The sequence below is a fragment of the Pseudomonas sp. B19125 genome (assembly GCF_044218855.1).
Taxonomy (GTDB): domain Bacteria; phylum Pseudomonadota; class Gammaproteobacteria; order Pseudomonadales; family Pseudomonadaceae; genus Aquipseudomonas; species Aquipseudomonas edaphica.
Genome location: NZ_CP162589.1, coordinates 2176101 through 2189447, shown reverse-complemented (window position 1 = coordinate 2189447; position 13347 = coordinate 2176101). Strand labels below are relative to the sequence as shown.

Annotated in this window: 12 protein-coding genes; 7 read left to right on the top strand and 5 right to left on the bottom strand. The window is 57.3% G+C overall.

The annotated features are described in order from the left end of the window. Positions 1-60: 60 nt before the first annotated feature. The 3 genes from AB4P96_RS10085 to AB4P96_RS10075 all read right to left on the bottom strand — a co-directional run bounded on the left by AB4P96_RS10085 (position 61) and on the right by AB4P96_RS10075 (position 3766). Complete coding sequence (locus AB4P96_RS10085) at positions 61-2139, bottom strand: sulfotransferase family protein (RefSeq protein WP_017134822.1); 2079 nt, start codon at positions 2137-2139, stop codon at positions 61-63. A 202-nt stretch (positions 2140-2341) separates the two neighbouring features. Next, positions 2342-3316 (bottom strand): glycosyltransferase, encoded by a 975-nt coding sequence (locus AB4P96_RS10080; RefSeq protein WP_026013507.1) that lies wholly within the window; start codon positions 3314-3316, stop codon positions 2342-2344. Positions 3317-3475: 159 nt separating this feature from the next. Further along, positions 3476-3766 (bottom strand): hypothetical protein, encoded by a 291-nt coding sequence (locus AB4P96_RS10075; RefSeq protein WP_176991419.1) that lies wholly within the window; start codon positions 3764-3766, stop codon positions 3476-3478. A 158-nt stretch (positions 3767-3924) separates the two neighbouring features. Between AB4P96_RS10075 and AB4P96_RS10070 the strand changes: the two genes are divergently transcribed. Continuing rightward, the gene (locus AB4P96_RS10070; RefSeq protein WP_017134820.1) at positions 3925-5328 is read left to right on the top strand and encodes an FAD/NAD(P)-binding protein; all 1404 of its coding nucleotides are present in this window, start codon (positions 3925-3927) and stop codon (positions 5326-5328) included. Positions 5329-5383: 55 nt separating this feature from the next. Here AB4P96_RS10070 and AB4P96_RS10065 read toward each other — a convergent pair whose 3' ends face one another. Beyond that, positions 5384-6244, bottom strand: a complete 861-nt coding sequence (locus AB4P96_RS10065; RefSeq protein ID WP_017134819.1) for a DMT family transporter — start codon at positions 6242-6244, stop codon at positions 5384-5386. Between the two features lie 421 nt (positions 6245-6665). Here AB4P96_RS10065 and AB4P96_RS10060 point away from each other — a divergent pair, with 421 nt between their 5' ends. Together AB4P96_RS10060 and AB4P96_RS10055 are read left to right on the top strand one after the other, a co-directional pair. Next, complete coding sequence (locus tag AB4P96_RS10060) at positions 6666-7457, top strand: CPBP family intramembrane glutamic endopeptidase (RefSeq protein WP_026013506.1); 792 nt, start codon at positions 6666-6668, stop codon at positions 7455-7457. Positions 7458-7530: 73 nt separating this feature from the next. Further along, entirely contained in the window at positions 7531-9096 is a 1566-nt protein-coding gene (locus AB4P96_RS10055; RefSeq protein ID WP_056861515.1) for a PAS domain-containing methyl-accepting chemotaxis protein, read from the top strand. A gap of 84 nt (positions 9097-9180) precedes the next feature. Here AB4P96_RS10055 and AB4P96_RS10050 read toward each other — a convergent pair whose 3' ends face one another. Continuing rightward, positions 9181-9873, bottom strand: coding sequence for an alpha/beta family hydrolase (locus AB4P96_RS10050; protein WP_236460284.1), 693 nt, complete (start codon positions 9871-9873; stop codon positions 9181-9183). Between the two features lie 79 nt (positions 9874-9952). Between AB4P96_RS10050 and ccoN the strand changes: the two genes are divergently transcribed. From ccoN to ccoP, 4 genes are read left to right on the top strand one after another with little or no spacing between them, the layout of a single operon-like run. After that, entirely contained in the window at positions 9953-11377 is a 1425-nt protein-coding gene (ccoN, locus tag AB4P96_RS10045; protein ID WP_099548824.1) for a cytochrome-c oxidase, cbb3-type subunit I, read from the top strand. 10 nt (positions 11378-11387) lie between these two features. Next, on the top strand, positions 11388-11996 hold the full coding sequence (gene ccoO, locus AB4P96_RS10040) for a cytochrome-c oxidase, cbb3-type subunit II (protein WP_017134815.1): 609 nt from the start codon (positions 11388-11390) through the stop codon (positions 11994-11996). A gap of 3 nt (positions 11997-11999) precedes the next feature. After that, positions 12000-12200, top strand: coding sequence for a cbb3-type cytochrome c oxidase subunit 3 (locus AB4P96_RS10035; protein ID WP_017134814.1), 201 nt, complete (start codon positions 12000-12002; stop codon positions 12198-12200). Then, positions 12197-13144 (top strand): cytochrome-c oxidase, cbb3-type subunit III, encoded by a 948-nt coding sequence (gene ccoP / locus AB4P96_RS10030; protein ID WP_017134813.1) that lies wholly within the window; start codon positions 12197-12199, stop codon positions 13142-13144. Before AB4P96_RS10035 ends, ccoP begins: the two co-directional genes overlap by 4 nt. Positions 13145-13347 lie beyond the last annotated feature (203 nt).

Here is a 13347-nt window from a genome sequence, read left to right as displayed (position 1 = left end):
GTATATCGGTTCCAGTATCGATTTATTGCCACAAAGTTCTTCGACATGAGCCAAAGTCACCTACTTAAGTTTAGGGCCCAGCTCTGGTCTGTCTTGCAACGACTCTGCTGCAATCACTTGCGTCACACCGAAATTCGATGCCTGTAAATTAGCCAGTTCTAATGCCTCTTGCTGCTGCCCCACGATTTGTTCGGCGTAAGCCAAAGCATTGCTGGTCAGCATGAGTTGAGCATCAAGCTTTTGCATCTGCTCCAGACGCTCAAATGCGAGAGACTCTGCCTCTTGGAAGTGCAACTGCATCTCATCGCTTCGCTTGGATGCTTCCTGCTGTTCGCTTACAAGCCGCTCAGCGAGTGCGAGTGCAGCACTTGTTTGAATCAATTGGGCATCGAGCTTTTGCATCTGCTCCAAGCGCTCAATCGCTAACAGCTCGGTTTCACGGAATCGAGAGCAGGCTTCATCCTGACGTGCGATTAAATGATGCTGGTCCAACACGATCTGCTCGGCACGTGCGAGTGCGGTGCTGGTTTCCATTAACTGGGCGTCCAACTTCTGCATTTGCTCCAAACGCTGGATGGCTAACAACTCCGCCTCCCGAAAACGCGCCGACACCTCTGCTGTACGCTCGAACGCTTCGCGCTGCTCACTGACAATTTGTTCCGCGCGGTTGAGTGCTGCGCTCGTTTCAAGTAATTGGGCATCCAGCTGTTGCATTTGCTCCAAGCGCTGGATCGCTAATAGTTCCGTCTCTTGAAAATGCGCCAGCACATCATTTGTTCGCTGGGACGCGTCCTGTTGTTCTAGGACAATCCGCTCTGCACGGGAGAGCGCTGCACTTGTTTCGAGCAGTTGAGCATCAAGCCGTTGCATGTGCTCCAGACGCTCAATCGCTAACAGCTCAACCTCATGGAATCGCGAGCACACCTCGTTCTGACGCTCGATGACACCTTGCTGATCAAACACGATCTTCTCGGCACGCGCGAGCGCATCACTTGTCTGGTTCATCTGAGCATCAAGCTTTTGCATTTGCTCTAGACGCTCAACTGCCAGTAATTCGAATCGGTGAAGACGAGAACATGCATCATCCCTATGTTTAGCCTCTTCCTGCTGACGCAACACTATCTGCTCGGCTCGAGCCAGAGCATCGCTGGTCTGTATCAGTTGAGCATCAAGCTTCTGAGTCTGGTCCAGACGGTCAAGCGCCATTTTTTCGGCCGCTTCCAGTCCCTTGCTCAACGCACCAATGCGTGATTCCATGACCGAAAGCTGCCGATCATTCTGAAAGAATTTCTGTACGGAAATTAGTTCCGGGATGATATCACATTGATACTGACCGATTATCCCCTTCCACTGAACGCTCTCTCGGAAAGCCCTCGGAGACATGCCAACTTTTATTGCGCTGCATAAAGCCTCATAGGCCTTCACGACCAGCGGCGGCAGAGTTTCCTGACTCGTATCAGCACCATGGGTCAGCGCAGGGGCAATGAAGTCGCTCGCGAAACTTGTAACGATGTCCGGATCAGGTGTCAAACTCAACCAATCTGCAACGTCGGTTAAAAAAGCCGCTGGTTCATTAAGCAAATGATCAAATGCGAAAAATCTCATGTCCTCAGCGACGTCCAGATACTCCAACGCTCCGAACAAGTGAGTCATCCACAGCCACGCTGCTCGCTCAGCGGAAATACCATCACGCCGAGCCAGAGAATGCGCAACCTCAGTTGGATTGCGCACCACCATCATCAGCTTCGGTTTGACGCTTAATCGAGAGAACACTTGCCCCCAAAACGGCGCAAGCTGACACATCCTAGGATCTTTAAATCCCCAAGCGGGCGTATCACCAAATAGACCTCGAACCAAATCGACAGCCTCGTCGACAGACTCATCCCATCGGCTATCTCGCTCAAGACTAGGAGGCAGCGGCGAGTCCCAGCGACGATCATATAAGGCCAGCAATCTGTTATTAAATTCGACAACCCGGCGCTCTTCGAAATACCCCTTGGGGTTCCATTCGTCACCTTGAAACAACGAACTGCCCATCACCAGACCTAACTGTTCAAGGCCTGCCGCGATGGCGCTGGTGCCACTACGATGCATACCCAGCACGATCACTACATTCTTATTCGCGTCAACTGGATACATTATTGAGAACTCTGCTTATTGACATTCTGACGAAAATGGCCGATGACCTTTTAACGAATTGGATAACCTGCTCAGAGGGCAATGGATGTATCGTAAATGACACACCACTGGAACGCCGAGCAAGCGACGCGCCTATGGGCTAATGGAGAAGTAGCGGGCGACCACTTTTCCTAGCATAGAGCCCCTAAGCGCGCATAGGGGTTCAGATTTTTTTCATGACGGTTGCAAGCATAAGCCCTAGATTTCCAAGGAACGTCTGCCGATACAACCCCGCCAACCACATACCCGAAACTCGCCGAACAATACTCTGCTTGCGCGCTCCCTTGAAATGAGCAAGCGTTACCTGATTGTCACTGCGCAGCCGATGATGCATGACCTCCAACGCCTGTATATTTTGCTCGTTCCATTCGTGAAAGCGCCCTTGAAAAACCATTCGCAACCGAATCAAGCGCGCAAGCCAACCGGAGTTGCTGCCAACCACATTCTCAGCATGCTGCCTATATTTCATTTTGGGCTCTGGGTCGTAATAAACGTCACCGCCCACACCTGACACCAACTGATAAAGCCACCAATCATGCGCAGGGACATTCAACTCCGAGCCCGCCTCGCACAATAGCGAATGGGCAGCCCGATTGAAGACCATCGTGTTACCACCAGCAATACTTTGAACCAGCGCATTACTGAAGCGTGGCGCGAGTCGAAAGTGAGGTGAGTAACCTATGTGGGCACCGTCCTCCCCGATCAGTTGAGTTCGACCACAGTAAAGTCCAGGGCGGTCAGCTGGCACGGTCTGCAACCAAGACAGCGCATGCTCCAACTTGTCGTCATTCCAGATGTCATCCTGATCGGACCAGGCGAAAAAGTCGGCCTCAATGTCTACCTGAGAACTCAGCGACAAAAAATTGGCAGCAAACCCTCGTTTTGGGCCTTCTAAAATTCGCAGGCGATCATACCCCCATCGATTACGGCAGCCTTCCAAAAGCGCAACAGTCCCGTCTTGAGAGCCGTCATCAGACACCATCAAGGTCCAGTTGGGATGAGTCTGGCGCTCCAATGAATCGAGCTGCTCAGTAAGAAATGCCTCGCCGTTGTAGGTGCACATTAGCACCACGACTTTAGCTCCGCGAATATCGCGCGATTGCAAGCGAGAAGGACTACACAATGTGGTAATAGACACGAATATCCCGTCGCGACGAACTGCCAAACCTGTAGGAAACAGGGATGTACGCCGTAAGAAAGTACGAATTATTACAGCTATTTTCAAAACGTACAATCTGACGCATTGACCAATGGTCGATATTCAAAACTCAAAGCACCAATATCGCAGCAGTTTGCGTCAAGAAACCGACTTTAGAGCCTTCGCCCGCCCCTGAACCGCTAATACAGTAGTGGCGCGAGCGACAGCAGAGAGCGGCATTTTGCCATCATCTATATATTCACAGACCTCACCAATAAGGTTGATGATTTCAAATAAAACCGCCATCGGCAGATGCCGACAAAATTCAATGCCAAAAAGTTCATTACTTTTTTTAGATATAATTGTTTTTAAACCACTGGCATTTATAACAGGCGTGTATAGAGCGAACAATGCGATGCCATTCGCACCAAAGTGAAGCGTGATCCACATCAAATGATCCTGAATGCACGCAAAAGGTACTGGAGTACCACCTTGATTCATTCCACTATATGGACCACACATGCCTTCGCCTGCTCGCAAACGGCACCGAATGAGTCGCTAAAAATTAGCCAGATGGCACGAAACACCCTATTCAAGTTGGAGCAAGGATGAAGACCAAAACCATCGCGATTATTGGCGCAGGCTTCTGCGGCTCAGTATTAGCAGTGCATTTATTGCGTACCCCCACCTCCACTCCCGTTAAAGTCCTACTAATCAGTCGGCCCGGCGCTAAGGCCCGAGGGGTGGCCTACGGCACCCGCGCGTCTTCACATGTACTCAACGTACCCGCAGGCAGAATGAGTGCTCTGACTGACAATGACGACAGCTTTTACGAGTACGCAAAACGCCTTTATCCGGACGTCACCCCCGCCTCATTTGTCCAAAGACAACTGTATGGTGACTATCTAGAAGCATTGCTTAACGATGCCTCGCATAACGCGGCTCATGACAACGAGCTATGCAACGTGACTGGCGAGGTGCTGGAAGTAGTCCCCAATACAGAGAGCGACGGAGCTCGCGTCCTGATGAAAAATGGGGACCATTTTGATGTCGAGACAGTCGTCCTGAGCATCGGCAGCTGCGCTCGCCAACGACCGTCAACGACAGCAGAGAGTCAGACGTTTTACGAAGACCCGCGCTACATTCATGACCCATGGCAGGCCGAGTCGTTAGCCCGTATAGAAAAAAACAGCCCGGTGTTCTTGATTGGCAGCGGATTGACCATGCTGGACGTAGTACTTGACCTGCGCGATCGCGGACACCAGGGCATGATCCATGCAGTTTCTCGTCGCGGTCTATCCCCCCAACCTCACCGAGTACTGAGCTCACACCCCCAGTATGATGGCCAGCTGTCTCAACACATGCTTGAGCACTGCACAATACGCCACTATCTGCGTGAAGTTCGCAACGCAATAAAGCTTCAGGCGCTTGAGGGGGGCGATTGGCGTGACGTGATTGGCGGACTGAGATCCACCACCTCTCAACTGTGGCATGCACTCCCTATCCCCGAGCGACAACGCTTTTTGCGCCACGTACGCCCTTACTGGGACACCCATCGCCACCGCTGCGCACCGCAGGCGGGAGCACGCTTGCAGGCCGAGATTGACAGCGGCAGCCTCAATCTCTTCGCAGCACGGGTAACCGGCTACGAATCAAACTCGGAAGGCGTCAGCGTTCATATTCGCCGCCGCAAAGCAAAGAACGAGGAAAACATTAAAGTGGATGCCGTCATTAATTGCACGACACCAGCGTTTGATCTCCGACAATTGGACGATCCACTTCTCGAGTCGCTGCGAACTAGGGGCCTGCTGAAACCCGATGCACTAGGGACCGGCATGGAGATCACCCCTTCAGGCGCGCTGGTCAATAGCGACGGCGCGGAGTCGCGTTGGCTGTATTACGTCGGCCCCTTCCTACAAGCACGCGACTGGGAAGCCACCGCCGTACCCGAGCTACGGGAATACGTAAAGCGCATGGCGGACACCCTTGCTAGCGCACTCGTCCGTCAGTAATCCGCGAATCTTGCCCTCCTCCGCCCACAAAGGCGAAGGAGGGAGATACAGCCTGCTAACTTCTACGAAACACAACCCCCAACCCAACAACGATCAACCCCATCCCCAGCACGCTCAACAGCGCAAGCCGATTGCCAAAGATCAGGTAATCCATCACCGCCGTTACCGCCGGCACCAGGTAAAACAGGCTGGTGACATTCACCAGATTGCCACGCGCGATCAGTCGATACAGCAGCAGCGTCGCCAGCAACGACACCACCAGGCCCATCCACAGCACCGGCAGGTAAAAGCTCGCGCTTTGCTCAAAGTGGAACGGCTGGAACGGCACAAATACCGCGCACAGCAGCAGCCCTGCCACGTACTGCACCGGCAGTGTGCCCAACGGATTGTCGGTGATGCGTTTTTGCATGATCGAACCCAGCGTCATGCTGGCCAGCGCCAGCAAGCCGAACAACATCCCGGCCAGGGACATACCCGACAGCCCGATGCCCTGATAGACCACCATGATCAACCCCGCCAACCCCAGCCCAAGGCCGAACAACCGGCTTAACGAGCGCTGACGCTCCATCAGCACCACCGTCAGGATTGGCTGCACGCCCATGATGGTGGCCATCATTCCTGGCGTGACTCTGAGGTCCAGGGCCAGCAGGTAGAAAATCTGATAAGCGCCCAACAACACCAGGCCGGTCGCCGCCGCATACAGCATGGGTTTGCCGGGGCGCGGCAGTTTCAGCTTGAGGATTGGCACCAGGATGACCAGGCCCGCCAGGGCGATGGCAAAACGGATCAATAAGAAGGCAAAGGGTGAAGCGTGGGCCAGGCCCCACTTGGAGAAAATCGCCCCGCTGCTCCACAGCAGGACAAACAGGCTCGTCGAGGCCGCCGCGGCCACGGATTGTTTCGAAAGAACAGACATGGTTACCACCTGTCATCAGGCAAAAAAAGCCGATTCAGCAGACGCTGAGATTCAATAGGTTTTTTTCAGGCGGGCAGACGGGAACAGCAATTTGCTGATCAGCCCGAAATGCCAACACCCGGCGGTGATACGACTGCGTACACCGGCGTGCTACTGACAGGTGGGGGATAGTGACTGATCTGCGCAGGCTGCTTATTCGCGCACGGCACGACCACAGCGTTGACCGCTGAATCGACTACCGCTATGCGCTGGAAAGCTGGCATGTGCTGATCTTTTTGAAGGGATTGAGACCTGCGGACTATAACCAGCTGCCAAGCGATTTTGCAATCACTTCACCCAGGCGTTTTGCGTGGAAGAGTTTTCATGCCTGCAACGAAAGTCGGTCGCTATAATGCCGGCCAGTTTTTTTCAAGGATTTCACATGATTGCTCTGCCCTGGCTGTACCTGCTGCTTCTTTCCATTGGCTATGTACTGGCCTTGACCTACGGGCAACTGGGCATGCTGGCGGCGGTTTCCGTAGTCATGCTGCTGATTGCGGGTTACGCCGTGCGCCAGCAACGCAATCCTTGGGCGCGTTACCTCGGACACGGCTTGTTTATCGTGCTGGCGCTGGGCCTGGCGATGCATTGGTTGCCAGGTTTCTACAACGGCCGCGGGATCGCGCCTCAACGCTTTACGCCTGATTCGGTGCCATTTTCGATGTACCTCAACCAGGACAAACCGTTGATCGGCTTCTGGCTGCTGCTGGCCTGCCCCTGGATCGTGGCACGCAGGTCATTGCGCCTGTCGATCTGCGTGACTGCGCTGGCGTTGACCCTGACAGCCGTTGCAGCGTTGGGCGGCGCAATGTTGCTGGGGATGATCAGTTGGGCGCCCAAATGGCCGGAACAGGCGTGGTTGTGGGTATTGAACAACCTGCTACTGGTGACCCTGGTTGAAGAGGCGTTGTTTCGTGGCTACATCCAGGGCGGCCTGAGCGAGCGCTTCAAACACCTGCCTTATGGCGAGAATGTGGCGCTGCTGCTGGCCTCGCTGCTATTCGGTTTGATGCACCTGGGCGCAGGTTGGCATTGGGTATTACTGGCAAGCATCGCCGGGGTCGGTTATGGCCTGGCCTATCGCTTTGGAGGGTTGGGCGCGGCAATCGCCACGCACTTCGGGCTGAACCTGCTTCACTTCGGGCTGTTTACCTACCCGATGCTGGCCGGCTGATTATTGCAAAAATAAGTTAAATAAAAGCCCGCAAGCGCCGATAACCCCTGAAAGCCTTGCGGATTGAACAACCATGCGTAATAACCAACCCGTTACCCAGCGCGAACGTACCTTCCCCGCTCAGCAACGGTTGATCTCCACCACAGACGCCAAAGGTGTGATCACCTACTGCAACGACGCTTTCGTCGAAATCAGTGGGTTCACCCGCGACGAACTGGTCCGAGCGCCGCACAACCTGGTGCGTCACCCGGATGTTCCGTCGGCTGTGTTCGCGCACATGTGGTCCACGCTCAAACAAGGCTTGCCATGGATGGGCATCGTCAAGAACCGCTGCAAGACCGGCGATCACTACTGGGTTAACGCCTACGTGACGCCGGTCTTCGATGGCAACCAGGTGATCGGCTACGAATCGGTGCGCATCAAGCCCACCGCCGAGCAGATCCGCCGGGCCGAAGCGCTCTATCAACGCATCAACCAGGGCAAGTCCGCCGTGCCGCAGCGCGACAAGTGGCTGCCGGTGTTGCAGGACTGGCTGCCGTTTATCCTGGTCAGCCAGCTGAGCTTTATGATTGGTGCATCGCTCAATTCCCACTGGGGTTTTGCCCTGGCGGCGGGCCTGTCGGTGCCACTGGGCCTGCTGGGCCTGAGCTGGCAGCAGCGCGGCCTCAAGCGTTTGCTGCGTTTGGCCGAGCAGACCACGTCTGACCCGTTGATCGCGCAGATGTACACCGACAGCCGAGGCGCGCAGGCGCGGCTGGAGATGTCGATTCTCAGCCAGGAAGCGCGGCTGAAGACCTGTCTGACACGCTTGCAAGACACGGCTGAACACCTGAACGACCAAGCGGCGCAGTCCAATACCTTGGCGCATAACAGTTCCAGCGGCCTGGAACGCCAGCGTGTAGAGACCGAACAAGTAGCCACGGCGGTCAACCAGATGGCAGCGACCACTCAGGAAGTCGCCAGCCATGTACAGCGCACGGCGGACGCCACCCAGGAAGCCAATCGCCTGACCGGTCGCGGCCGCGACATCGCCGGGGAAACCCGCGAGGCGATCCAGCGTCTGTCGGTGGCCGTGGGCGAGACGGGTGTGACCGTCACCCAACTGGCCAAGGACAGCGATGAAATCGGCGGTGTGGTCGATGTGATCAAAGGCATTGCCGACCAGACCAACCTGCTGGCACTGAACGCGGCCATCGAAGCGGCGCGCGCCGGTGAGATGGGCCGAGGTTTTGCGGTGGTGGCTGACGAAGTTCGCCAACTGGCGCAGCGCACTGCCGAGTCCACCGGGCAGATCCATACGCTGATCGCCAAGCTGCAACACACCGCAGCGGCGGCCGTGCAAACCATGGACGCCGGGCATCGCCAGGCCGAAGAAGGTGTGGCGCGGGTGATGGAGGCGGATCAGGCGCTGGTGGGCATCAGTGAGGCGGTGGCCAATATCACCGACATGACGACGCAAATCGCTGCCGCTACCGAAGAGCAAAGCGCAGTAGCCGAAGAGATCAGCCGTAACATCAGCACGATTGCGCTGTTGGCGGATCAGACCTCGGAACAGGCGATGAACTCGGCGCAGTTGAGTGAGGAGCTGACGCACACCGCCAATACCCAGTATTCGCTGGTAGAACGTTTTAACCGGTAAATCGCTATCGCAGGCAAGCCAGCTCCCACATTTGAAGGTATTCACAATTCAAAATGTGGGAGCTGGCTTGCCTGCGATGGGGCCCTAACAGGCGCCCAAAAACCCAGCCACCTTCACCGCAGCCGCCTCCAAATGCTGCTCATGACCAAACCCCGAAGCCTTCAACGGCTTCAAATCATGATCCCCCGCCACCAGCCACATCACTTCGATGCTCGGCGATAACGCATACCCTTCCACCGCCGCCCGGTTACCCAGCGCATCGCGCTCGCCCTGCACAATCAACGTCGGCGTCTTCAACCCGGCCAGATGTTCGACTCGAGGTTTTTCCGGCTTGCCCACCGCATAAAACGGATAACCCAAACACACCAGCGCGTCAGCCCCCAGCTCATCGGCCAACAAACTGGCCATACGCCCACCCATGGACTTGCCGCCAACCGCCAGCGTCCCAGCGACATGACGTCGCACCTCGGCATACACCTCGCGCCAGCATTCGAGCAGTTTCGGCGCCGGGTTCGGCGGGCGTTTACCGCCGTCCACGCGGCGTTGAGCCATGTACGGGAACTCGAAGCGCAACACGTTCACGCCATGTCCGGCAAGGCGTGCAGCCATGTCGTTCATAAAGGCTGAGTCCATCGGTGCACCGGCGCCGTGGGCCAGGATCAGTGTCGCCGGCGCACGCGCGATAGACCCCGTCGCGGCATTCCACAACCAGCCATGTTCCCGTACACACTGCGCCCATTGATCCCCGTCAATACTGGCCTTGTGCTCTTTGCCCATGCTTGCCTCGCTTTTTAGTCTGCCTATAACTCCAGCCCAAGTGCCGCATTTGCTTGGGTTGAACCGTGGATGGGGAACCATGAACACTACTTTAAGTACCGCCTATAACTACAAGGTGGTCCGCCAATTCGCCATTATGACGGTGGTGTGGGGCATCGTCGGCATGGGGCTCGGGGTTTTTCTCGCCGCCCAATTGGTATGGCCTGCGCTCAACTTCGATTTACCCTGGACCAGCTTCGGCCGTTTGCGCCCGCTGCACACCAACGCGGTGATCTTTGCCTTTGGTGGCTGCGCACTGTTCGCCAGCTCGTTTTACTCGGTGCAACGCACCTGCCAAACCCAGCTGTTCGCGCCGAAAATCGCCGCGTTCTGCTTCTGGGGCTGGCAGCTTGTGATTGTGCTGGCCGCTATCAGCCTGCCACTGGGCTACACCACATCCAAGGAGTACGCCGAGCTGGAATGGCCGATCGCCATTCTTATCGCCGTGGTCTGGGTCGCCTACGGTGTGGTGTTCTTCGGCACGGTGATGAAGCGCAAGACCAAGCACATCTATGTCGGCAACTGGTTCTTCGGTGCGTTTATCATCACCGTGGCCATTCTGCACATCGTCAACCACGCGTCCCTGCCAGTGAGTTGGACCAAGTCCTACTCGGCCTATGGTGGTGCGACGGATGCGATGGTGCAGTGGTGGTACGGGCATAACGCGGTAGGCTTTTTCCTCACCGCAGGCTTCCTGGGGATGATGTACTACTTCGTACCCAAACAGGCCGAGCGTCCGGTGTATTCCTATCGCTTGTCCATCGTGCACTTCTGGGCGCTGATTACCCTGTACATCTGGGCCGGCCCCCACCACTTGCACTACACCGCGCTGCCGGACTGGGCACAGTCGCTGGGCATGGTGATGTCACTGGTACTGCTGGCACCCAGCTGGGGCGGCATGATCAACGGCATGATGACCCTCTCGGGCGCCTGGCATAAGTTGCGCAGCGACCCGATTCTGCGCTTCCTCGTGGTCTCCCTGGCCTTCTACGGCATGTCGACCTTCGAAGGGCCGATGATGGCCATCAAGACGGTCAACGCCCTCTCCCACTACACCGACTGGACCATCGGCCACGTACACGCCGGGGCGCTGGGTTGGGTAGCGATGATTTCCATCGGCGCGCTGTACCACATGATCCCGAAAGTCTTTGGCCGCGAGCAGATGTACAGCCTCGGCCTGATCAACGCGCACTTCTGGCTGGCCACCATCGGCACCGTGCTCTACATCGCTTCGATGTGGGTCAACGGCATCGCCCAGGGCCTGATGTGGCGTGCGGTCAACGAAGACGGCACCTTGACCTACTCCTTCGTCGAAACCCTGGTGGCCAGCCACCCTGGCTTCATCGTGCGGCTGGTGGGTGGTGCGATCTTCCTCAGCGGCATGTTGCTGATGGCTTACAACACCTGGCGCACCGTGCGTTCGGCGCAACCTGTCGAAGCCACTACCACTGCGCAGCTGGCCTGAGGAGTCGATGATGAAACACGAAACGATTGAAAAGAACGTCGGCCTGTTGATGCTGCTCATGGTGCTTGCCGTGAGCATCGGCGGCCTGACCCAGATCGTCCCGCTGTTCTTCCAGGACGTCACCAACAAACCGGTGGAAGGCATGAAGCCCTACACCGCGCTGCAGCTTGAAGGCCGCGACATCTACATCCGCGAAGGCTGTGTGCAGTGCCACTCGCAGATGATCCGCCCGTTCCGCGCCGAAACCGAACGCTACGGCCACTACTCGGTAGCCGGTGAAAGCGTGTGGGACCACCCGTTCCTGTGGGGTTCCAAGCGCACCGGGCCGGACCTGGCACGCGTTGGCGCACGTTACTCGGACGACTGGCACCGCGCGCACTTGTACAACCCGCGCAACGTGGTGCCGGAGTCGAAAATGCCAGCCTACCCATGGCTGGTCACGGCCCCGGTCGACAGCAGCCACACCGAGACCAAGTTGAAGGTGATGCGCACCCTCGGCGTGCCGTACACCGACGACGACATCAGTGGCGCCGTCGCCAGCCTCAAGGGCAAGACCGAGATGGACGCGCTGGTTTCGTACCTGCAAGTGCTCGGCACTGCCATCAAGAGCAAGAGGTGAGCCATGGGATTTGAATTCGATGCGGGCACCATCCGCGGCCTTGGCACGCTGGTGGTCGCCATCGCCTTTATCGGCCTGTCGCTGTGGGTGTTCAACAACCGGCGCAATGCGGACTTCGAGCAGGCCCGCCTGCTGCCGTTTGCCGATGAACCTTCTCCATCCGACGCTCAAGAAGAGCCTGCAACAAGGAGCACCCGCCCATGACTACCTTCTGGAGTACATGGATCTGCGTACTGACCCTCGGCAGCCTGATCGGCCTGACCTGGCTACTGATCGGCACCCGCAAGGGCGAGACCAAGGGCAGCGTGGACCAGACCATGGGCCACGCCTTCGACGGTATCGAGGAATACGACAACCCGCTGCCCCAGTGGTGGTTCATGCTGTTCGCCGGCACCCTGGTGTTTGCCGTCGGCTACCTGATCCTCTACCCGGGCCTGGGCAACTGGAAAGGCGTGTTGCCGGGCTATGAAGACGGCTGGACCCAGACCAAGGAATGGGACAAGGAAATGGCCAAGGCTGATGCCAAGTTCGGGCCGATCTTCGCCAAATTCTCGGCCATGCCGGTGGAAGAAGTGGCCAAAGACCCGCAGGCGCTGAAAATGGGTGGGCGCCTGTTCGCCTCCAACTGCGCGGTGTGCCACGGCTCGGATGCCAAGGGCGCGTATGGTTTCCCGAATCTGGCGGACAACCTCTGGCGCTGGGGCGGCTCGGCTGAGGCGATCAAGGCCACGATCATGAGCGGGCGCCATGCGGCGATGCCGGCCTGGGGTGAAATCCTCGGTGAGGACGGCGTGAAGAACGTCGCCGCCTATGTGCGTCATGACTTGGCCAAGCTGCCATTGCCGGCTGACAACACGGCCGACCTGGTAGCCGGCCAAGCCGCGTTCAACACCACCTGCGTGGCGTGCCACGGCCCACAAGGCCACGGCATGGAAGCCATGGGCGCGCCGAACCTGACCGAGCCTGCCGGCTTCATCTACGGCACCAGCCTGGCCCAGTTGCAGCAGACCATCCGCCATGGTCGCCAAGGGCAGATGCCGGCGCAGGATGTACTGCAAGGCAATGACAAGGTGCACCTGCTGGCAGCCTATGTGTACAGCTTGTCCCACACCGCTGATGGCGCAACGCCAGAAAGCCAACCTGAGTAACTGCTGAATGCCTCCCCCTGATCAGGGGAGGCCCGCTTAACTGTGGCGAGGGAGCTTGCTCCCGCTGGGCTGCGAAGCGGCCCCAAAATCCTGGGAGCGCTACGCACTCCAGCGCGAGCAAGCTCCCTCGCCACAGGTTCACCTCGCGGCCAAGTGTCGCACCCTTCCCAAGTCCAACTTTCCCCTCCTCACTTTCGGGTCTA

Excerpts from the sequence above, each read along its gene's own strand:
- AB4P96_RS10060 (WP_026013506.1), top strand. The coding sequence starts at position 6,666 with ATGATTGCTCTGCCCTGGCTGTACCTGCTGCTTCTTTCCATTGGCTAT.
- AB4P96_RS10070 (WP_017134820.1), top strand. The coding sequence starts at position 3,925 with ATGAAGACCAAAACCATCGCGATTATTGGCGCAGGCTTCTGCGGCTCA.
- AB4P96_RS10075 (WP_176991419.1), bottom strand. The coding sequence starts at position 3,766 with ATGTGGATCACGCTTCACTTTGGTGCGAATGGCATCGCATTGTTCGCT.
- ccoO (WP_017134815.1), top strand. The coding sequence starts at position 11,388 with ATGAAACACGAAACGATTGAAAAGAACGTCGGCCTGTTGATGCTGCTC.
- AB4P96_RS10035 (WP_017134814.1), top strand. The coding sequence starts at position 12,000 with ATGGGATTTGAATTCGATGCGGGCACCATCCGCGGCCTTGGCACGCTG.
- ccoN (WP_099548824.1), top strand. The coding sequence starts at position 9,953 with ATGAACACTACTTTAAGTACCGCCTATAACTACAAGGTGGTCCGCCAA.
- AB4P96_RS10085 (WP_017134822.1), bottom strand. The coding sequence starts at position 2,139 with ATGTATCCAGTTGACGCGAATAAGAATGTAGTGATCGTGCTGGGTATG.
- AB4P96_RS10050 (WP_236460284.1), bottom strand. The coding sequence starts at position 9,873 with ATGGGCAAAGAGCACAAGGCCAGTATTGACGGGGATCAATGGGCGCAG.
- AB4P96_RS10055 (WP_056861515.1), top strand. The coding sequence starts at position 7,531 with ATGCGTAATAACCAACCCGTTACCCAGCGCGAACGTACCTTCCCCGCT.
- AB4P96_RS10065 (WP_017134819.1), bottom strand. The coding sequence starts at position 6,244 with ATGTCTGTTCTTTCGAAACAATCCGTGGCCGCGGCGGCCTCGACGAGC.
- ccoP (WP_017134813.1), top strand. The coding sequence starts at position 12,197 with ATGACTACCTTCTGGAGTACATGGATCTGCGTACTGACCCTCGGCAGC.